This window comes from Nocardioides fonticola, assembly GCF_039536805.1.
GTDB classification, from domain to species: domain Bacteria; phylum Actinomycetota; class Actinomycetes; order Propionibacteriales; family Nocardioidaceae; genus Nocardioides; species Nocardioides fonticola.
The window spans coordinates 18,419-38,202 of record NZ_BAAAZH010000010.1 but is presented as its reverse complement, the minus strand read 5'-3'; the positions used below and the strand labels follow the sequence as shown (position 1 = coordinate 38,202).

The 19,784-nt window shown below is 72.8% G+C and carries 16 protein-coding genes; 8 read left to right on the top strand and 8 right to left on the bottom strand.

Annotated elements, in window-relative coordinates; translation table 11 throughout:
• The first annotated feature begins 43 nt into the window (after positions 1–43).
• Positions 44–931, top strand: coding sequence for a right-handed parallel beta-helix repeat-containing protein (locus ABD671_RS05530; protein ID WP_344732258.1), 888 nt, complete (start codon positions 44–46; stop codon positions 929–931).
• The gene (locus ABD671_RS05525) at positions 928–1,791 is read left to right on the top strand and encodes a hypothetical protein (protein WP_344732257.1); all 864 of its coding nucleotides are present in this window, start codon (positions 928–930) and stop codon (positions 1,789–1,791) included. Before ABD671_RS05530 ends, ABD671_RS05525 begins: the two co-directional genes overlap by 4 nt.
• Here the strand turns inward: ABD671_RS05525 and meaB are convergent.
• From meaB to ABD671_RS05510, 3 genes are read right to left on the bottom strand one after another with little or no spacing between them, the layout of a single operon-like run.
• Positions 1,788–2,819 (bottom strand): methylmalonyl Co-A mutase-associated GTPase MeaB, encoded by a 1,032-nt coding sequence (gene meaB, locus ABD671_RS05520; RefSeq protein ID WP_344732256.1) that lies wholly within the window; start codon positions 2,817–2,819, stop codon positions 1,788–1,790. The two genes, ABD671_RS05525 and meaB, sit on opposite strands and share 4 nt — an antisense overlap.
• Entirely contained in the window at positions 2,819–4,987 is a 2,169-nt protein-coding gene (gene scpA / locus ABD671_RS05515) for a methylmalonyl-CoA mutase (protein WP_344732255.1), read from the bottom strand. The genes meaB and scpA overlap by 1 nt, the downstream gene beginning before the upstream one ends.
• Positions 4,984–6,699, bottom strand: coding sequence for a methylmalonyl-CoA mutase family protein (locus ABD671_RS05510; protein WP_344732254.1), 1,716 nt, complete (start codon positions 6,697–6,699; stop codon positions 4,984–4,986). Before ABD671_RS05510 ends, scpA begins: the two co-directional genes overlap by 4 nt.
• Before the next feature lie 187 nt (positions 6,700–6,886).
• Here ABD671_RS05510 and ABD671_RS05505 point away from each other — a divergent pair, with 187 nt between their 5' ends.
• From ABD671_RS05505 to ABD671_RS05485, 5 genes are all read left to right on the top strand, one after another.
• Positions 6,887–8,020 (top strand): glycosyltransferase, encoded by a 1,134-nt coding sequence (locus ABD671_RS05505; protein WP_344732253.1) that lies wholly within the window; start codon positions 6,887–6,889, stop codon positions 8,018–8,020.
• Between the two features lie 74 nt (positions 8,021–8,094).
• Positions 8,095–8,796 carry a succinate dehydrogenase cytochrome b subunit gene (locus tag ABD671_RS05500; RefSeq protein ID WP_344732252.1) on the top strand — a complete coding sequence of 234 codons (702 nt, stop codon included), beginning with the start codon at positions 8,095–8,097 and terminating at the stop codon, positions 8,794–8,796.
• 10 nt (positions 8,797–8,806) lie between these two features.
• A complete protein-coding gene (locus ABD671_RS05495) occupies positions 8,807–10,831 on the top strand; it encodes a fumarate reductase/succinate dehydrogenase flavoprotein subunit (RefSeq protein ID WP_344732251.1) in 2,025 nt (674 codons plus the stop codon).
• A gap of 121 nt (positions 10,832–10,952) precedes the next feature.
• Positions 10,953–11,696 carry a succinate dehydrogenase/fumarate reductase iron-sulfur subunit gene (locus ABD671_RS05490; protein WP_344732503.1) on the top strand — a complete coding sequence of 248 codons (744 nt, stop codon included), beginning with the start codon at positions 10,953–10,955 and terminating at the stop codon, positions 11,694–11,696.
• A gap of 78 nt (positions 11,697–11,774) precedes the next feature.
• Entirely contained in the window at positions 11,775–12,995 is a 1,221-nt protein-coding gene (locus tag ABD671_RS05485; protein WP_344732250.1) for a TetR family transcriptional regulator, read from the top strand.
• A gap of 340 nt (positions 12,996–13,335) precedes the next feature.
• Here the strand turns inward: ABD671_RS05485 and ABD671_RS05480 are convergent, their stop codons facing one another.
• The 5 genes from ABD671_RS05480 to ABD671_RS05460 all read right to left on the bottom strand — a co-directional run bounded on the left by ABD671_RS05480 (position 13,336) and on the right by ABD671_RS05460 (position 18,859).
• Entirely contained in the window at positions 13,336–14,355 is a 1,020-nt protein-coding gene (locus ABD671_RS05480; protein ID WP_344732249.1) for a YhjD/YihY/BrkB family envelope integrity protein, read from the bottom strand.
• Between the two features lie 40 nt (positions 14,356–14,395).
• Complete coding sequence (locus ABD671_RS05475) at positions 14,396–14,914, bottom strand: 2'-5' RNA ligase family protein (RefSeq protein ID WP_344732248.1); 519 nt, start codon at positions 14,912–14,914, stop codon at positions 14,396–14,398.
• Between the two features lie 39 nt (positions 14,915–14,953).
• A complete protein-coding gene (gene trpS, locus ABD671_RS05470) occupies positions 14,954–16,015 on the bottom strand; it encodes a tryptophan--tRNA ligase (protein WP_344732247.1) in 1,062 nt (353 codons plus the stop codon).
• Positions 16,016–16,087: 72 nt separating this feature from the next.
• Positions 16,088–17,605 carry a cellulase family glycosylhydrolase gene (locus tag ABD671_RS05465; RefSeq protein ID WP_344732246.1) on the bottom strand — a complete coding sequence of 506 codons (1,518 nt, stop codon included), beginning with the start codon at positions 17,603–17,605 and terminating at the stop codon, positions 16,088–16,090.
• Between the two features lie 9 nt (positions 17,606–17,614).
• Complete coding sequence (locus tag ABD671_RS05460; RefSeq protein WP_344732245.1) at positions 17,615–18,859, bottom strand: MFS transporter; 1,245 nt, start codon at positions 18,857–18,859, stop codon at positions 17,615–17,617.
• A 77-nt stretch (positions 18,860–18,936) separates the two neighbouring features.
• Between ABD671_RS05460 and ABD671_RS05455 the strand changes: the two genes are divergently transcribed.
• Positions 18,937–19,515: a class I SAM-dependent methyltransferase gene (locus ABD671_RS05455; RefSeq protein WP_344732244.1), complete on the top strand. Its 579-nt coding sequence runs from the start codon at positions 18,937–18,939 to the stop codon at positions 19,513–19,515.
• Positions 19,516–19,784 lie beyond the last annotated feature (269 nt).

The following is a 19,784-nucleotide window of genomic DNA, read 5'->3' as shown; positions in this document are numbered from 1 at the left end:
GATCCGGCTCCCCGCGGGCCTGCTGCCTGGCACACTCCTCCGCGTGCCTGCCTCCCCCCGGTTCGCGCGCCTCCTCGCGTGCACCGTCGCCTCCGCGGCCCTCGGGCTGACCGGTTGCGACTCCGCGCCCTCGGGGGCAGGCCCGACGAGCGCGAGCCCCGATCAGGGTGCCGGGTGTGCACGCCCGACGGTGCGCGACGACGCCGACCTGGTGGCCGCCCTGCGCTCGGCAAGACCCGGTGACCGCATCGTGCTCGCGCCCGGGCGCTACCGGCCGATCAGCATCGAGCGCGCCGGGCGGCGGGGAGCACCCATCACCCTGTGCGGACCGCGGACGGCGGTGGTGCGCGGCCGCAGCGTCGCGCACGGCTACGCGGTGCACCTCGACGGCGCTTCGCACTGGCGGTTGAGCGGCTTCAGCGTCGAGGGCGGACAGAAGGGCGTGGTGCTCGACGCCAGCGACGAGGTCGTGCTGCGCGGGCTGCGGGTCACCGACACCGGAGACGAGGCCGTGCATCTGCGCACCGGCAGCAGCGGCGTGCGGGTGATCGGGACGACGATCCGGCGCACCGGCCTGCGGATGCCCGCCTTCGGCGAGGGCATCTACGTGGGGAGCGCGCAGTCGAACTGGTGCGCCCTCACGGCCTGCCGCCCCGATCGCAGCGACCACGCGGTGCTGCTCGGCAACGACATCGCGGCGACGACGGCCGAGGCCATCGACGTCAAGGAGGGCACGACCGGCTGCCTCATCCGCGGCAACCGGCTGGCGGTCGCCACCGACGCCGTCGTCGACTCCGTCGTCGATCTCAAGGGCGACCGGTGCCGGATGGTCGGCAATCGCGTACGAGCGCGGCCCGGCGTCGTCGCCGTCCGCGTGCTGACGGTGCGGCCCGGCTGGGGCGAGGACAACGTCGTGCGGGGTGGCCGATGACCGGCCGGGAGGAGCCGGGGGTCGCCCTGGTGCTGCTCGCCGACTCCGGGGACGCCGACGTCCTGCTCACCGTGCTGGCCCGCGACGGCTTCGCCGTCGAGCAGCACCGCACCCTCGCGGGCGGGCTCGCGCGCCTGGGAGGTGGCGCGGGTCGGCAGCCGCGGCTGATCGTGATCGGCGGCGACCTCCCCGACGCCGGGGCCGCCGGGGCCGCCGGGGCCGTCGGGGCCGTCGGGGCTGTCGGCGCCGTGCGGGAACGCACCGACGGCCACGTGGTCGTCGTCCTGCAGCGAGACGAGGAGGAGACGGTGCTCGCCGCCTTGGGAGCAGGCGCCGACGACGTCGTCGTCGCGCCGCTGCGGCCACGGATCCTGCGGGCCCGGATCCATGCGGTGCTGCGCCGGCCGCTGCCCCGGCGCGAGCTCCTCGCTCCCCCGCAGCCCCCACAGCCGCCGGTACCGACCGCCACGGAGCTCGGCGGGACCGCCCTCGGACACGCCGGGCACGCCGGGCACGCCGGTCTGCTCGTCGCGGGCGACCGGCTGCTCTTCCACGGTCTCGATCTCGACACCGGATCGGGGCGCCTCCTCGTCGACGGCGTGGAGGTGCGGCTCCCGCAGATCCAGGTCGACCTGCTCGAGGTGATGCTCTACGCGGGTCCGGAACGGCGTACGCCCGGCGACCTGGACGCCGCACTGCGGGGCGAGGTGCGCGGGGGCGGCGACCCCCAGGCGCCGCGGCCGGACCTCCCGCATGTCACCGAGGCGATGGAGGAGCTGCTGCGCGCCCTGGGCGACGTCGGACCGGTGCCGCGCTGGATCGTCCGCGAGCCCGGGGCGTACCGGCTGGCCGGGGCCTAGGCGTCGGGTCCCTCAGGCACGTCAGGCCCGTCGGGATCCCCGGCGCCGTCGAAGGCGGCGAGCAGCCGGTCGGCGGCGACCGTGGCCGGCAGGTCGCCCGCGAGGACGGCGGCGCGGACGTCGTCGCGCACCGCGCGGACGCCGGGCGAGTGCCGCAACCGCTGGTCGAGCTCGTCGCGCACGAGCGCCCAGGTGAACTCGAGCTGCTGCTCGGCGCGCTTGCGGCGCAGACCCTCGGTGCCCAGGAAGTCGCGGTGGTCGAGGATGCGCCGCCAGAGGTCCTCGACGCCGACGTCGGTGAGGCCCGAGCAGGTGACGACCGGCGGGGCCCACTCGTCGTGACCGCGCACGAGGCGCAGCGCACCGGCGAGTTCGCGGGCGGCGCCGCGGGCCTCCATCTCGCGGTCGCCGTCGGCCTTGTTGACCGCGACGACGTCGGCGAGCTCGAGGATGCCCTTCTTGATGCCCTGCAACTGGTCGCCGGTGCGGGCGAGGGTGAGGAAGAGGAAGGTGTCGACCATGCCGGCGACGGTCACCTCCGACTGGCCGACGCCGACGGTCTCGACGAGCACGACGTCGTAGCCGGCCGCCTCGAGCACGGCCATCGCCTGCACGGTCGCGCGGGCCACGCCGCCGAGGGTGCCCGCGGACGGCGAGGGGCGGATGAAGGCCTGCGGGTCGGCCGAGAGCCGGCCCATGCGGGTCTTGTCGCCGAGCACCGAGCCGCCGGTGCGCACGCTGGAGGGGTCGACGGCGAGCACGCCGACCCGGTGGCCCGCGGCGGTCAGCCGCGAGCCGAGCGCCTCGATGAACGTCGACTTGCCGACGCCGGGCACCCCCGAGATGCCGACCCGGACGACGCCGTCCCCCGCGCCCGCGGGAGCGCCGGCGGCGAGTGCCGTCAGCAGCTCCCGCGCCTGGGCGCGGTGCTGGGGGCGGGAGGACTCCACGAGCGTGATCGCCCGCGAGACCGCCGCCCGCTGGCCGCTGCGGATCCCGGTGAGGAGGTCCTCGACCGAGGGCCGCATCAGTGCCCGAGCTGGTCGCGCAGCTTGGCCAGCAGGTCCAGCGCCGACTCCGCGATCACCGTGCCGGGTAGGAACACCGAGGCGGCGCCCATCTGCTTCAGCGTCGGGACGTCGTCGGGCGGGATGACGCCGCCGATCACCATCATGATGTCGGGGCGTCCCAGCTCGGCCAGGGCGTCGCGCAGCGCCGGCAGCAGGGTCAGGTGACCTGCCGCCAGGGAGCTGACGCCGACGATGTGCACGTCGGCGTCGACCGCCTGCTGGGCGACCTCCTCGGGCGTGGAGAACAGCGGCCCCACGTCGACGTCGAAGCCGAGGTCGGCGAAGGCGGAGACGATGACCTTCTGGCCACGGTCGTGACCGTCCTGGCCCATCTTGGCGACCAGGATGCGCGGACGGCGTCCCTCGGCCTCCTCGAACTCCTCGGTCTCCTTCAGCACCTGGCTGACGAGCGGGTTGCCGTTCTCGCCGAGGGCCGACTCGTCGCGGTACACGCCGGAGATCGTACGGATGACGGCCTGGTGGCGGCCGTAGACCTTCTCCAGGGCATCCGAGATCTCCCCGACCGTGGCCTTCGCGCGGGCGGCGTCGACGGCGAGGGCGAGCAGGTTGCCCTCCAGGCCCTGGCCGGTGCCGCGCTCGGCGGAGTTCGTGAGCGCCTCGAGCGCCCCGCGGACGGCGTCCTCGTCGCGCTCGGCGCGCAGTCGCTCGAGCTTGGCGACCTGCTGGCGGTAGACCTCGTCGTTGTCGACCTTGAGCACCTCGAGCGGGTCCTCCGCGGCGAGGCGGAAGGTGTTGACGCCGATGACCTTCTGGGCGCCGGCGTCGATGCGCGCCTGGGTGCGGGCCGCGGCCTCCTCGATGCGCATCTTCGGGATGCCCTGCTCGATGGCGCGCGCCATGCCGCCGGCGGCCTCGGCCTCCTGGATGTGCGCCCACGCCCGCTCGGCGAGGTCGTGGGTGAGCTTCTCGATGTAGTACGAGCCCGCCCAGGGGTCGATCGTGCCGGTGGTGCCGGACTCCTGCTGGAGCAGCAGCTGGGTGTTGCGGGCGATGCGCGCGGAGAAGTCGGTCGGCAGCGCGATGGCCTCGTCGAGGGCGTTGGTGTGCAGCGACTGGGTGTGGCCCTGGGTCGCGGCCATGGCCTCGATCGCGGTGCGGCCCACGTTGTTGAAGACATCCTGCGCGGTCAGCGACCAGCCGGAGGTCTGGGAGTGGGTGCGCAGCGAGAGCGACTTGGGGTTCTTCGGGTCGAACTCGCGCACGAGGCGGGCCCACAGCGCGCGGGCGGCGCGCATCTTGGCGACCTCCATGGCGAAGTTCATGCCGATGGCCCAGAAGAACGAGAGACGCGGGGCGAACTTGTCGATGTCGAGGCCCGCCTCGAGACCTGCGCGGATGTACTCGACGCCGTCCGCGAGGGTGTAGGCGAGCTCGAGGTCGGCGGTCGCTCCGGCCTCCTGCATGTGGTAGCCGGAGATCGAGATCGAGTTGAACCGCGGCATCCGCGCGGAGGTGAAGCTGAAGATGTCGGAGATGATCCGCATCGACGGCGCCGGCGGGTAGATGTAGGTGTTGCGGACCATGAACTCCTTGAGGATGTCGTTCTGGATGGTCCCCGCGAGCTGCTCCGGCTTCACCCCCTGCTCCTCGGCCGCGACGATGTAGAGCGCGAGCACCGGCAGCACCGCGCCGTTCATGGTCATCGACACCGACATCTGGTCGAGCGGGATGCCGTCGAAGAGGGTGCGGGTGTCGTAGATCGAGTCGATCGCCACGCCGGCCATGCCGACGTCGCCGCGCACGCGCGGGTGGTCGGAGTCGTAGCCGCGGTGGGTGGCGAGGTCGAAGGCGACCGAGAGGCCCTTCTGACCGGCCGCGAGGTTGCGGCGGTAGAAGGCGTTGGACTCCTCGGCGGTGGAGAAGCCGGCGTACTGCCGGATCGTCCACGGCTGGGTCGTGTACATCGTCGGGTAGGGCCCGCGCAGGAACGGGCTCAGACCCGGCAGGGTGTCGAGGGCGTCGAGGCCCTCGAGGTCGGCGGCCGTGTAGAACGGCTTGACCTCGATGCCCTCGGGGCTGTGCCAGGCCTCGGCAGCCGCCGGCGCCGAGGTGGCGGCCGCCGCCCCGGCGAGGTCGCCCGCGCTGAAGCTCTTCGGAACGGTCATGACAGCGCCTCCCGCGTGCGGGTGAGGAAGGCGAGGGCGTCGACGCCCATCGCGCAGGAATCGTCGGTGTAGTCGGTGGCCTTGCCCGCGATGATGACGCGGGTGGCACCGGCCGCGCGGAGGGCGGCCGCCGCGGCGGCACCCCACTCCTCGTAAGCGGTGTCGGCGCCGGCCAGGCAGACGACCGGCTGGCCGGTGTAGGCGGCGACCAGGTCGTCGGGGCCGCTCGTCGGGCCGGCCGCCTCGACCGCGACGCCGCCGGCGGCGAAGAGGTTGGCGGCGAAGGTGGCCCGCGCGGTGTGGGCGGCGATCGGGCCGAGGGTGGCCAGGAACACCGGCGTGGCCGGCGGGGTGGCCCGCAGCGCCTCGAAGCTGGCGCCGTAGGAGCGGACGCCGTCGAAAGCGCCGTCCGGCTGCCGCTCGGGCAGGGTCTCGGCGAGGTTCGGGAACTCCGAGAGACCGGTGATCGGGCGCTTGCGGGTGGCGACCTGCTTCTCCCGTTCGGCGACGGTGGCCGCCACCAGCGGGGCGATCGCCTCGTCGAGGGAGGAACCTGCCGACACCGCGGCGTCGAGGTCGACGAAGATCGCCCAGGCGGCCTGCGCGAGATCGTCGGTGAGCTTCTCCACCGCGTAGGCGCCACCGGCGATGTCGCCGACCTTGCCGAGGTGGGCCTCGTCGATGAGCAGGTGGCTGATGTTGCGGGCGATGCGGCGGCCGAACGCCTCAGGACGGCCGAGCGGCGCGTCGAAGGGCAGCACGGTGACGGCCTCGGCGCCACCGACGCCGGCGGCGAACGCCGCGACGGTGGTGCGCAGCATGTTCACGTAGGGGTCGTAGGCGCTCATCATCGGCCGGCTGGTGACGGCGTGCTGACGCTGGGCGCCGTCGGCGACCCCCGCGAGCTCGAGCACCCGCACCCACAGGCGACGGGCGGCGCGCAGCTTGGCGATGCTCGGGAACTGCTCGTCGGTCACCGCGATGCGGAACTCCAGCAGCGCGGCGGCCGCGGCGGTGTCGATGCCGGCGTCCTCGAGCACCCGCAGGACGCGGACGCCGGCGGCCAGGCCGTAGGCGAGCTCCTGGGCGTCGGAGGCGCCGCGGTCGTGCACCGCGGTGCTGTCGACGACGACGCCGAGCACGCCGGCGTCGGCGGCCAACCGGGCGACCGCGACGAGGGTGTCGGCCTCGGCGAGCGCGTCGGCACCGAGGTTGGTGCCCGGGGCGGGCTCGGTGCTCTCGAGGTGGCGCACGAACGCCTGGGCGACGGCGAGCGCCGCCGTCGGGGCGTCGAGCACGACGGGGGCGAGATCGAGGTAGACCCCGGCGAGGACGCCGTCGAGGTCGGTGTCGGCGTCGGCGCGCAGCCACAGCGAGGTGACACCGCCCTCGAGGTCGGCCAGCGCGGTCTCGTTGGCCGCGGCGGCGGCGACGCCGGGGGCGGTCAGGTGCGCCCGGATGTCCCAGGCGCCCACGCGGGTCGGCCGGCCGACGGTCGCAAGGCCCTCGAGGTCGGCGGCGCGGCCCAGCGGGGTGATCGCGATGCCGTCGAGGGTGGTCCGGGTCAGCTTGTCCCACACGCGGGCGTCGGGGTCGTCCTCGCCCAGGCGGCGGGACTTGCGCAACACCGTCGCGGCCTCGGCCTCCCAGTCGGACAGCGACCACGTGTCCGCGGGACCGGCCAGGCGCAGGTTGCCGTCGCTCTCGGTCATGGAGCGAACCTTAGAGACCTTGACAGCCCTGCTGTCACACCCATCGACGGGTGAGATGGATGCCACATCCTGCGCGCCGGGCGGGCCCGCAGGCGTCGGCCGCCCGTCGGACAGGGTTCACCCGAACGCCGCCCCCGCGCCGCCGGATGCATACGGGGGTGTCGGGCGGGGGCGCCAGCGTGGGCCCATGGGACTGCGGATCCTCCTGGCGACCGAGAGCTTCTACCCCGCCGTCGACGGCACGACCACCACCGTCAAGGCGACGACCGACGAACTCCTGGCCCGGGGCCACGAGGTCGCGATCGTCGCGCCGGCGCCCGGCCTGACGACCTACCGGCGCAGCCGGGTCACCCGGATCAGCCCGCTGGCCCCGGTCGCACCCCAGGTGCGCACGGCCATCGACTCCTTCCGCCCCGACCTGGTGCTCGCCGTGACCCCCGCGACCGGCCCACGCGGCGTCGGCCGCAAGGCGCTGAAGCACACCCGCGCCCTGGGCCTGCCGGCCGTGGTGCTCCAGACCTCCCCGCTGCCCGACCTCACCTGGGAGTACTGGCGCACGCGGGTGGCGGAGCGTGCCGATGCGGTCGTCGTGACGGCCTCCTGGCTCGCGTCCCGCTTCTCCGCGCTCGGCGTCTCCGCCCGCACGTGGCGGCCCGGCGTCGACCCGCTCGCCTTCACCCCGGCCCTGCGCGACGACTGGCTCCACGACCACTGGGCCCGCGCCCGCTCGGCGTCCGGCCCGCAGGTGGTCGTCGGCTACGTCGGCAGCCTGCACAAGCGGCACGGCGTCCGCTCCCTCGCCGCGCTGGCCGAGGTGCCCGGCATCCGCCCGGTGATCATCGGCGACGGGCCGCAGCGCGACTGGCTCGCGGGCCGTCTGCCGGGCGCGAAGTTCACCGGCGCCCTGGAGACCGGCGACCTGACGGTGGCGATGGCCAGCCTCGACGTCCTGGTGCACCCGGGCGAGCAGGAGACCTGCTGCCACGCCCTCCGGGAGGCCGGGGCGAGCGGGGTGCCGGTCGTCGCCCCCCGCAGCGGTGGCGCGCGCGACGTCGTCGTCCCGCTCGAGACCGGCCTGCTCCACGACCCCGGGGACGACGCCGCGCTGGCGCGGGCCGTCGCCGCTGTCGCGGCGGACTCCCGGCGGGGGCTGCTGGGCGCGCGGGGCCGCGAGATCGCGCTCGGCCGCGATTGGGCGAGCGCCGTCGACGAACTCGAGGCCCATCTCCTGGAGGTGGCCGGCCGAGTGACCGGGCCGGCAGTACGCGAGGCGGCCACCGAGCGGGCCGAGGACACTATCCGGACGCCGTCGGCGGAGTGACCGGACGGTAACCGGATCTATCTCACACTCCCCGTGGCCTCGGTCACTCGGTACGGGCGGTACCGTGGTCATTCGTGGCAACCCCGACTCTGGTCCGAGGAGCGCGCGCGACCCGATCGACGATCTCGCTGAAGATCGCGATGGCCGCCAGCGGCATCCTGTTCATCCTGTTCGTGCTGACGCACATGTACGGCAACCTCAAGGCGTTCTCCGGCGAGGAGGCGTTCAACGAGTACGCCCATCACCTGCGCACCATCGGTGAGCCGATGCTGCCCGAGTCCGGTCTCCTGTGGGTGATCCGGCTCGGCCTCATCCTCGCCCTGATCGTGCACGTCACGAGCGCCGCGATCCTCTCCAGCCGTGCCGCCAAGGCGCGTCCGGTGAAGTACGCGGTGAAGAAGAACATCCGCTCGTCGTTCTCCTCCCGCACCATGCGCTGGGGTGGCGTGACGCTGCTGGTGTTCCTCGTGTGGCACCTCCTGAACTTCACGATCGTGAAGATCAACCCCTCCGGTGGCGCCACCGACAACCCCTACCGGCTCATGGTCGACACCTTCGACGTGTGGTGGATGACGATCATCTACCTCGCGGCCATGGCCGCCCTGGCCCTGCACCTGCACCACGGCACCTGGAGTGCCCTGCAGACCCTGGGCCTCACCAATTCCCCGCTCGCCCGCCAGCGTGCCAAGTTGGCCGGCTGGGTGGTCGCCGTCGTGATCGCCGGTGGCTTCTCGCTGGTCCCCCTGTCCGTCCTGCTCGGCATCATCGAGAAGTAAGGAGCGCACGATGGCTGGTTCCACCCTCCACGACGGGCTCACCGCACTCAACGCGGCGCCCGACCAGAAGTCCGACGATGCCCACGGGTACTACACGCTCGGCGAGAAGATCGTCGACCCCGTCGCCCCGACCGGTCCGATCAAGGACCGCTGGACGACCCGCAAGTTCGAGAACCGCCTGGTCAACCCGGCCAACCGCCGCAAGCTGACGGTGATCATCGTCGGCACGGGTCTGGCCGGTGGCGCCGCCGCCGCCACGCTCGGCGAGGCCGGCTACAACGTGAAGTCCTTCTGCTACCAGGACTCCCCGCGCCGCGCGCACTCGATCGCGGCCCAGGGCGGCATCAACGCGGCCAAGAACTACAAGGAGGACGGCGACTCCGTCTTCCGCCTCTTCTACGACACCGTCAAGGGCGGCGACTACCGCAGCCGCGAGTCGAACGTTTACCGCCTGGCCGAGGTCAGCGCGAACATCATCGACCAGTGCGTCTCCCAGGGCGTGCCGTTCGCCCGCGACTACGGCGGTCTGCTCGACAACCGTTCGTTCGGCGGCGTGCAGGTCTCCCGCACGTTCTACGCGCGTGGCCAGACGGGTCAGCAGCTGCTCATCGGCGCCTACCAGGCCATGGAGCGCCAGGTCGCGGCCGGCACGGTCCAGCAGTTCACCCGTCACGAGATGCTCGAGCTGATCGTGGCCGACGGCAAGGCCCGCGGCATCATCGCCCGCGACCTGGTCACCGGCGAGATCGAGACCCACCTCGCGGACGCCGTCGTCCTCGCCTCGGGCGGTTACGGCAACGTCTTCTACCTCTCGACCAACGCGATGGGCTCCAACGTCACCGCCGCGTGGCGCGCGCACCGCAAGGGCGCCTACATGGCCAACCCCTGCTTCACCCAGATCCACCCGACCTGCATCCCGGTCTCCGGCGACCACCAGTCGAAGCTGACCCTGATGTCGGAGTCGCTGCGCAACGACGGCCGCATCTGGGTGCCCAAGCGGGCCGAGGACTGCGAGAAGGACCCCCGCGACATCCCCGAGGAGGACCGCGACTACTACCTGGAGCGGATCTACCCCTCCTTCGGCAACCTGGTCCCCCGCGACATCGCCTCGCGTCAGGCCAAGAACGTCTGCGACGAGGGTCGCGGGGTGGGCCCGATGGTCGGCGACTTCCGCCGCGGCGTGTACCTCGACTTCTCCGACGCCATCAAGCGTCTGGGCGAGGACGCCATCCGCGAGAAGTACGACAACCTCTTCGACATGTACGAGCGGATCACGGGTGAGAACCCCTACGAGGTGCCGATGCGCATCTACCCCGCCGTGCACTACGTGATGGGCGGCCTGTGGGTCGACTACCACCTGCAGTCGAACATCCCGGGCCTGTTCGTCACCGGCGAGGCCAACTTCTCCGACCACGGCGCGAACCGCCTCGGCGCCTCGGCCCTCATGCAGGGTCTGGCCGACGGCTACTTCGTGCTGCCGAACACCATCCGCGAGTACCTCGCCGACGGCCCGTTCCCGAAGGTCGAGGAGTCGCACCCGGCCGTGGTCGAGGCCCAGCAGGCCGTGAAGACCCGCGTCGAGCGCTTCCTCTCCATCAACGGCGACCGCACCCCGGACTCCTTCCACAAGGAGCTCGGCCACATCATGTGGGAATACTGCGGCATGGAGCGCACCGAGGAGGGTCTGCGCAAGGCGATCGACATGATCCGCCAGCTCAAGCACGAGTTCTGGAACAACCTGAAGGTCCTCGGCACCGCCGACAGCCTCAACCAGAGCCTGGAGAAGGCCGGCCGCGTGGCCGACTTCATCGAGCTGGGCGAGCTCATGTGCATCGACGCCCTCAACCGCCGCGAGTCCTGCGGCGGCCACTTCCGGGCCGAGTCCCAGACCGAGGACGGCGAGGCGCTGCGTCACGACGACGAGTTCGCCTACGTCGCCGCCTGGGAGTTCGGCGGCGAGGACGGCCAGCCCGTCCTGCACAAGGAAGACCTGATCTACACCGCGATCGAGATGAAGCAGAGGTCCTACAAGTGAGGACACCCCACGACGTTCTCGACCTCCCCCGCTCCGCTCCCCCGGCCGACAACGCCGCGGGGACCCCGGGGATCACGGGCGAATGTGCTTCATCCCAGGAAGGAATCCCCGCGTGAGCGACATGAACCTGACCCTCAAGATCTGGCGTCAGCCCAACGCCACGTCCGCCGGGGCCATGCACACCTACCAGGTCTCCGGCATCTCCGCCGACATGAGCTTCCTGGAGATGCTCGACATCCTCAACGAGCAGCTCTCGGCGCAGGGCGAGGAGCCCGTGGCCTTCGACCACGACTGCCGCGAGGGCATCTGCGGCTCGTGCTCGCTGATGATCAACGGCCAGGCGCACGGCCCGGAGGTCACCACGACCTGCCAGCTGCACATGCGCTCGTTCAAGGACGGCGACACCATCACCATCGAGCCGTGGCGCTCGGAGGCGTTCCCGGTCATCAAGGACCTCGTGGTCGACCGGTCGGCCTTCGACCGGATCATCCAGTCCGGCGGCTACATCTCGGCCAACACCGGCTCGGCCCCCGAGGCCAACTCGGTGCCGGCGCCCCGCGAGAAGGCCATGCGCGCCTTCAACGTGGCCACCTGCATCGGCTGCGGCGCCTGCGTGGCGGCGTGCCCGAACGGCTCGGCGTCGCTGTTCCTGGCGGCCAAGATCACCCACCTCGGTGAGCTGCCGCAGGGCCAGCCCGAGCGGTACTCGCGCGTGGTCGACATGGTCGGCCAGCACGACGCCGAGGGCTTCGGCGGCTGCACGAACATCGGCGAGTGCGCCTCGGCCTGCCCCAAGGAGATCCCGCTGGACGTCATCAGCCAGCTCAACAAGGACCTCCGCACGGCGATCAAGGCCGGTCGCTGACCGGTCCCCGTCGAACAGCCCCGTGATCGGCCCGTGCCGGTCCGCCGGGGCGGGCGACACCCCACCTAGTCTGGTGCCATGAGCGGCCAGCAGTCAGACGCCCTGCGCGTCAGGCTGCTGGCCGCTGCCGTTGCCGAACTGCAGACCCTCGAGCTGCCGGCGATGCTGCGCGGCATCGGCGTCCGCACCATCGCGAAGCGGGCCGGCAGCAGCCCGACGTCCTTCTTCCGCGAGTTCGGCGACGTCGAGTCCTTCGCCACCGCCCTGCTGGACTGGCTCTACGACACCTCGCGGTTCCAGCAGGCCTCCTTCGAGCAGAGCATCGGCTACGTCGCGCCGAGCCCGCTGCCGATGGACAACACCGCGACGTTCCACATCGCCGAGTTCCGGCGCCTGCGCGACGACGACGAGCAGCTGCTGCGCTCGACCCTGTGGGCCTACGCCGGGGAGGAGGGACGTCTCCGGTACCAGGAGTTCCTGCACATGGTCGACGACGCCTTCGTGCCGCACCTGGAGACCATGCTGGCGAGCTGGGGTCGCGAGACCCGCCCGCCGATCACCCCCCGCGACTACGTGGCGTTCAACACCGCCCTCGTCATGGGCTACGTCCTGCGTGATCGGGTCGACCCGGAGTCCGCCGACGTCGAGAAGTACTGGCGAGCCGCCTCGGCCATGGGCATGCTGCTGCTGCGGATCGTCGGCGACACCCAGGACCTCGACGACCGCCTCACCGAGGTGAACTACTACCCCACCGAGGCGCGCGCCCTGGCACGCCGCACCTCCGACCGCACCGGCACCCGGGGGGTCATCCTGCAGGTCGCCGCCGAGCTGTTCGGCGCCCAGGGCCTCGAGAAGGTCACGATGGCGCAGGTGGCCCGCTCGGCCGGCATCTCCGAGTCGACGCTCTACGGGCTCTTCCCGGGCAAGCAGCAGTTGGCGGCCGCGATCTTCCGCGATCAGGCCGCGCACCGCTTCGCGGGTCTCGACCCGGCCGGCGACCTCGTCGAGCACCTGGCGCGCGTCTGCGCCTTCACGGTGCCACGTCGGTTCACCGGCGCCCCCTACCTCGCCGACCTGAGCGTGCCGCAACCGCGCACCGACGACGACGTCCTGGTGCGACTGACCGCCGAGCAGCTCGGGATCGAGCCGGAGGACCCCCTCGCCGAGACCGTGGTCGCGCTCGTGGTGCGGCTCGTGCTCGCCGATCCCAGCGAGGATCCCACGCAGCTCGCCCGACGCGCGGCGCCCGCCGTCACCGCGCTCGCGGCCAGCATGTCGGGGTCGATGCATCGCCGGTGACGGCTGCGCTGAACGGGGGAGTCGTCGGCCGAGCGGCCCTCGAGCGGCCCTCTGCCGGCGCCGCGGCAGCCGCCACCGGACGGTCACGGTCGGCTCGGGCGCACGACCCCATGTTTCTCCCCATGCATGCGTGCGCACCGAGCCGACCGACGCATCCGGGCCGGGGGGATCCGGAGGCGACGAGACGATCCTGCCGCACCAGGCGGGCCTGACGGCCCCTCCGAGGACCGCGAACGCCCGGATCGGAGGATCTCCGACGCCGTCGCCACCCGGCCGACGGGGCGCGCGGCGCCGTCCGCGGATCGATCGATCCGCGAAAGGGGGCACTGGTCTGGACCGGTCAGGCCCGCCGGCGGCCGACGAGGGCGCCCGCCACCGCCCCCACCGCCGTGCCGACGGCGAAGGAGCGCCACGGCGGCACCTCCTCGGCGCTCGAGCGCGCCGCGTCGGGACCCGACGGCAGCGGCGGTCCGTGCACCGGAGCGACCACGGGCTCCGGTGCCGCTGCCCGGGCCTCGGCGGTGGTGGCCGCCCAGGCGGCCGCGTAGAGCACCAGGCGGCTGAAGTAGTTGATCCAGACGAGCAGGATCAGCGCGACGCCGAAGGCCTGGAAGGCCGGGGAGCCCGTGGTGGCGGCGAAGAGCAGCGTGGCGGCCTGCTTGAGCACCTCGAACAGCACCGCACCGAGCGCGGCCCCCGACCACAGCGACCGGGGCGGCACGGCCGCGGCGGCCAGCAGGCGGAACATCGCGAAGAACAGCACGGCGTTCGCGGCCAGGCCCAGCAGCACGGTGAGCAGGCGCACCACCCAGCCGAAGGTGGAGTCCAACCCGACGGCGTCCAGCAGGTCGCCGGAGAAGCCGCCGACGAAGCCGGCGACCGGCACGCTGACGAAGAGCACCAGGCCGAGCACGAGCAGGGTCGCCAGGTCGCGCAGCTTGCCGGCGAGGAAACCCGGACGCGCGGTCGGCGGAGTCTCGAAGACCGCCTCCAGAGCGCTGCGCAGCGCCGAGAGCCAGCCCAGGCCGCTGTAGAGGACGCCGAGCAGGCCGACCACGCCGGCGAGCCCGGAGAAGGTGCGGATGTCGTCGAGGGAGATGCCGTCGGAGCCGGAGAGCAGCCCGGGGAGCACGGAGTCGAGCGCGGAGGTCAGGGTGTCGTCGGCGTCGGGGTAGATGTGGGAGACCACCCCGACGGTGAAGAACGCCAGCGCGAGCACCGGGAAGAACGACAGGAATCCGAAGTAGGTGACCGCGCCCGCCTGCTGGGAGGCGCCGGTCGCGCCGTAGCGCTCCTGCATGCGGATCACGTGGTCGAGCACCGGATGGCGCTCGCGGAGCCGGGCGAGACGTTCCTTCACACGGGCGAGCCTGCCCGGTGCGGCATCGACCATGCCCGGGTCACCCCTGCGGTCGGAGCCGGAACCCGTGGGTGGGCTGCCACCCCTCCCCCGCGTCGTGTGCGTAGAGATGGAACTCCTCGACGGCGAAGCGGCACTCGAAGTCCGCGAGTTCGGCGAACGCGCGGTCGAGCGCGGCGTCGTCGAGGTGGTGGGCGACGGTGACGTGCGGGTGGTAGGGGAAGTCGAGGTCGACCTCCAGCGGGCCCCGGCGGACGGCGTCGGCCAGCTGCTCGCACTGGGAGATCCCCTCGGCGAGGGTCACGAAGACCACCGGCGAGACCGGGCGGAAGGTGCCGGTGCCGCGCAGGTGGACGGTGAAGCCGTCGGCCCCGGCTGCGACGTCCTCGAGGTGGCCGATGACCCGGGGCAGATCGTCGTCGGCGACCTCGATCGGCGGCACCAGGGTGATGTGGGTGGGGATCATCGCGGCGGTGGTGTCACCGACCGAGGCCCGGTAGGCCTGGAGCTGCGGACCCCACGGAGCGGGGATGGCGACAGCGACGCCGATGGTGACCACGCCCGCCACCCTACGAGGCGAGCCGGTCACGGCGCAGGCTCACGCGCCCGGGGCGACGAAACCCACGCGCTGGTAGACGTCGCGCAGCGTCGCTTCGGCAACCTCGTTGGCCCGGGCCGCGCCCTGCTTGAGCACGGTGGTGAGGTAGGTCTGGTCGTCGAGCAGCTCGAGGGTGCGGTCGCGGAAGGGCGTCACGAAGTTCACGACGATCTCGGCGAGGTCCTTCTTGAGGTCGCCGTAACCGCGGCCGGCGTACTGCTCCTCCAGCGCGCTGATCGCCTCGCCCGTGAGGGCGGAGTGGATGGTCAGCAGATTGCTGACGCCGGGCTTGGTCTCGGGGTCGAAGCGGATCTCGGCCTCGGAGTCGGTGACGGCCGAGCGGATCTTCTTGGCGCTCACCGATGGCTGGTCGAGCAGCTCGATGATGCCGCCCGGCGAGGACGCCGACTTCGACATCTTCGAGGTGGGGTCCTGGAGGTCGGCGATCTTCGCGGTGGCCTTGAGGATGTAGGGCTCGGGCAGCCGGAAGGTCTTCTTGTAGCGGTGGTTGAAGCGCTGCGCGAGGTCGCGGGTGAGCTCGAGATGCTGGCGCTGGTCCTCACCGACCGGCACGTAGTGCGGCCGGTAGAGCAGGATGTCCGCGGCCTGGAGGATCGGGTAGGTGAACAGGCCGACGCTGGCCGCCCCCTCCCCCTGCTTGGCCGACTTGTCCTTGAACTGGGTCATCCGGCGGGCCTCGCCGAAGCCGGTCAGGCAGTTGAGCACCCAGCCCAGCTGGGCGTGGGCGGGCACGTGGCTCTGGATGAAGATCGCCGAGCGCTCGGGGTCGATGCCCATCGCGATCAGCTGCGCCGCCGAGCGCAGGCACCGCTCGCGCAGCACCTTGGGGTCCTGCTCGACGGTGATCGCGTGCAGGTCGGCGATGAAGAAGAACGGCTGGTGGTCGCGCTGCAGGTCGACCCACTGGCGCAGCGCGCCGAGGTAGTTGCCGAAGTGGAAGGAGTCGGCGGTCGGCTGGATGCCGGAGAGCACCCGGGGTCGTGCGCCCGCAGGGGCGGCGGGGACGGCGAGGGCGGGCTCGACGTCGGGCGTGACGGACATGGGTGGCATTCTCCCCGATCGCTCCCCCACGCCGCGCCACCGGGTCCTGCCCGCCCGGGTGCGTCTGCGGGGTCAGCGGGGCGTGACCGTGACCCGCACCTCGCGGGCGCCGGGACGCTGCGCCACGACGAGCACCCGGGCACCGGGGCGCGAGACGACGCGGGCGCCGGTCGCCTCCACGCGGTAGCCGTCGCGGTAGACCGGCCGCGGGACGACGATGCGGGAGCGGGCCCCGGCGTCGAAGGTGCCGCCGCCGATGCGGGCGACGTCCCAGCCCGTGGTGAAGGTGCGGGTGCCGCGGTCGTAGGTCGAGCCGGACGGCGTCCCTGCGACGGCCTGGGCGTAGGGGATCACCAGGGCGCGCAGCTTCGCGCGGTCGATGTTGTCGCCGCGCAGGGGCGCGGCCGGATCGGTCACGAGCGCCTGCTCGGCGCCCGGCCCGGTCGTCGTCGGGTCGTCGCAGCCGCAATAGGCCCAGTACTGCCAGCCGACGTCGGCGGCCTGGGCGCGAGCCACCATGTCGCGCAGCACCGCGGTGTCGGAGGTCGCGCCGAACTCGGTCAGCAGGCCGGCATGGCCGGTGCCGGCGATGTGCGAGGCGGCGTTGCGCCATACGAGGTCGTCGAAGGTGCCGCACAGCGGGTCGTCCTCGCCCGTGGGCAGCCCCACGGCGTCCAGGCCGAGGTCGGCGGTGAGGCAGTAGTCGTGGAAGGAGAACCCCAGGTCGGTGCCCGTGGGCGTCACCAGCGTGGCGACGCCGTTGTTGAACAGCACGTTCGGCTCGTAGAACACCGGCGTGGCCGGGTCGACCGCGCGGACGGCGTCGACGACCCGCTGCGTGAAGGCCTCCAGGCGGCCGTCGAAGGTCGGGCAGCCGAGCGGGTTGATGCACAGCTGCCACCCCGTGCCCGGCCAGGGCTCGTTGAAGACGTCGATGCCCAGCACGCCGGGGGTGCCGCGGAAGAAGGTCGCCACGTGCGCCCATGCGGCGGCGTACCGGTCCTGGAGTCCGACGCCGCCCGGGCCGGCGGCGTTCGCCCAGAAGTTGTCGAAGGCCCGGTTGAGACCGAGGTTGACGAAGTAGTTGTTCGGGAAGCCGAGCTGGGGCTGCGAGGGCAGCCCGTCGTCGAGGACCGCCCAATCCGGGGCGCCCTCGCCCTGGAACCGCTCGTGGTAGAGGTCCTGGTGGAAATCGAGCAGCGTGCGGATGCCGTGGTCGGCCAACACCCGCGTCGTCCTGCGGATGCGGGCCAGGTAGGCGTCGTCGTACTGCCCCGGCTGGGGCTCGACGGCCTTCCAGATCAGCCCGAGGCGCACCGTCGTGAAGCCCTGCCGCGCGAGGAACCGGGCGTCGTCCCGGCCGAAGCCGAGCTCGTCGGGCGCGTAGGGGTCGAGCTTGGCGACCATGTTGACGCCGTGCAGCACGAGCACCCGGCCGAGGTCGTCGAGCACGCGGCCCTCGGCGATCTGGGGACGCGGGGCGGGCTCGGAGGCCTGCGCGGGTGCGGCGGGCGCAGCAGGCGCCACGAGCAGCAGCGGGGTGAGGAGCACGAGCGCCATGACGGCGCGACGGAGCGGGCGTGGGAGCACGCCCGCAACCTAGTGGGCGGCGGGCGCCGCCGTCTCGGCTCGACGGTGACTGGCCGCCGCGGCCAGCAGGATGCCGACCCCCAGCACGGCGAGGGCCGCACCGGCCAGCGCCGGTGCCCGGTAGCCGTAGCCGGCCGCGATGACCAGGCCGCCGATCCAGGCGCCGAGCGCGTTGGCGATGTTGAGGGCCGCGTGGTTCATCGCGGCGCCGAGGGTGACGGCGTCGCCGGCGACGTCCATCAGGCGCAACTGGAGGTTGACCACCAGCACCGAGCCGATGGCGGTGATGAGGAAGACGACGGGGAGCAGCGCCCAGCCGTACGGCGCGAGCAGCCAGAAGAGCACCATCACGACCGCCGAGCCGACGCCCGCGCCGATGAGGGAGCGGAAGACCGACCAGCCGGCCAGCTCGCCCGCGACCCAGGTGCCCGCGACCATGCCGAGGCCGAACGCCAGCAGGAAGACGGGCACGGTGCCCTCGCCGAGGCCGCCGATGTCGGTGACCGTGGTGGCGATGTAGGAGTAGACCGCGAACATGCCGCCGAAGCCGATCGCGCCTGCCGCCATGGTCCACCAGACCTGCCGGTTGGTGAAGAACGAGCGCGCCTCGCGGCGTCCGGTGGCCTCGGGGTCGCCGGGGCGGTCGGGCACGAAGAGCAGCGTCATCGCCACCGTGGCGAGCGCGATGCCGGCGGTGGACAGGTAGGCCGCCCGCCAGCCGACGTGCTGCCCCAGCCAGGTGGCGGCCGGGACGCCGACGACGTTGGCGACCGAGAGGCCGAGCATGACGCTGGCGACCGCGCGACCTTTGAGTTCGGGTGCCACGACGCTGGCGGCCACGAGGCTCGCCACGCCGAAGTAGGCCCCGTGCGGGAGGCCGTCGAGGAACCGGGCGGCGGTGAGGAGCCCGTAGCTGCCGGCGGCCGCGCTCACCACGTTGAAGAGCGCGTAGAACCCCATCAGCCCGACCAGCAGGGTGCGGCGCGGCAGGCCGGCGCCGAGGAAGCTGAGGATCGGGACGCCGACCACGACACCGAGGGCGTAGGCCGAGATCACGTGCCCGGCGGTGGGCTCGGAGACGCCCACGCCGTCCGCGATCTGGGGCAGCAGCCCCATGGTCACGAACTCCGTCGTCCCGATCGCGAACCCGCCGAGCGCCAGCGCCAGGATCGCGAAGGTGGCGCGGCGGGCGTCGAGCGGGGCGGGCGAGCGGTCGACTCGGGTCTCGGTGGACGAGGTGGCGGTCCGGGTCACGGTCACGATCCTCCAACCAGACCCGGTCTGGACCAATTCCCCGGCGCTCGCGAGGATGGCCACTCCCGGGAGGTGACATGACCCACGCCGTACGCCGTCACTACGACGATCGCGCCCCGACCTACGACGACAACCCCATGCACCGGGGCATCGCCGCCGAGGTCGCCGGCCTCGCCGCCGACGCGTCTCCCGGTGGCGTCGTGCTCGACGTCGGCACCGGCACGGCACTCGTGCTGCGCGCACTGCCCACCGGCGGACGCCGGGTCGGCATCGACCTCTCCCCCGGCATGCTCGCCCGGGCCCGGGCCGCCGATCCCACGCTGCTGCTCGCCCGGGCCGACGCCACGCGGCTGCCGTTGCCCGACGCCTCGGTCGACGTGGTCACCTGCGTGACGGTGCTGCACCTGCTGCCCGACCCGGCGGCCGCCCTGGCCGAGTGGCGACGCGTGCTGCGTCCTGGCGGGGTCGCGTTCACCGCCACGTTCGTCGCCGCCGGAGCACCCGGGCCGCGGCAGGACTTCCCCCGCGATCACGACTCCTTCCGCACCCCCGAGCTCCTCGGCGCCCGCGCCGAGGCGGCCGGCCTGCGGCTGACGGCGTCCCATCGCAGCGACCACGGCCTCGACACGCTGCTCGTGTGTCGGCTCGAGCGCTGAACGCCACGGAACGACCGGTCGAGGTGCGAGGAGCGCAGCCGCCGGTGGTCGAGGTGGTGCGAGGAGCGCCAGCCGCCGGTGGTCGAGGTGCGAGGAGCGCCAGCCGCCGGTGGTCGAGGTGCGAGGAGCGCCAGCGACGAGCCGCGAGACCCGGTGGGACGAACGCCGTGCGGTACCGGTGGGCGCTCGGGTGCGGGGGTCTCGCGGCTCGCTGGCGCTCGCACCTCGACCACCGGGACGGCTCGCTTGCGCTCGCACCTCGACCACCG

Excerpts from the sequence above, each read along its gene's own strand:
- ABD671_RS05495 (WP_344732251.1), top strand. The coding sequence starts at position 8,807 with ATGGCTGGTTCCACCCTCCACGACGGGCTCACCGCACTCAACGCGGCG.
- scpA (WP_344732255.1), bottom strand. The coding sequence starts at position 4,987 with ATGACCGTTCCGAAGAGCTTCAGCGCGGGCGACCTCGCCGGGGCGGCG.
- ABD671_RS05525 (WP_344732257.1), top strand. The coding sequence starts at position 928 with ATGACCGGCCGGGAGGAGCCGGGGGTCGCCCTGGTGCTGCTCGCCGAC.
- meaB (WP_344732256.1), bottom strand. The coding sequence starts at position 2,819 with ATGCGGCCCTCGGTCGAGGACCTCCTCACCGGGATCCGCAGCGGCCAG.
- trpS (WP_344732247.1), bottom strand. The coding sequence starts at position 16,015 with ATGTCCGTCACGCCCGACGTCGAGCCCGCCCTCGCCGTCCCCGCCGCC.
- ABD671_RS05485 (WP_344732250.1), top strand. The coding sequence starts at position 11,775 with ATGAGCGGCCAGCAGTCAGACGCCCTGCGCGTCAGGCTGCTGGCCGCT.
- ABD671_RS05455 (WP_344732244.1), top strand. The coding sequence starts at position 18,937 with ATGACCCACGCCGTACGCCGTCACTACGACGATCGCGCCCCGACCTAC.
- ABD671_RS05490 (WP_344732503.1), top strand. The coding sequence starts at position 10,953 with ATGAACCTGACCCTCAAGATCTGGCGTCAGCCCAACGCCACGTCCGCC.
- ABD671_RS05510 (WP_344732254.1), bottom strand. The coding sequence starts at position 6,699 with ATGACCGAGAGCGACGGCAACCTGCGCCTGGCCGGTCCCGCGGACACG.
- ABD671_RS05505 (WP_344732253.1), top strand. The coding sequence starts at position 6,887 with ATGGGACTGCGGATCCTCCTGGCGACCGAGAGCTTCTACCCCGCCGTC.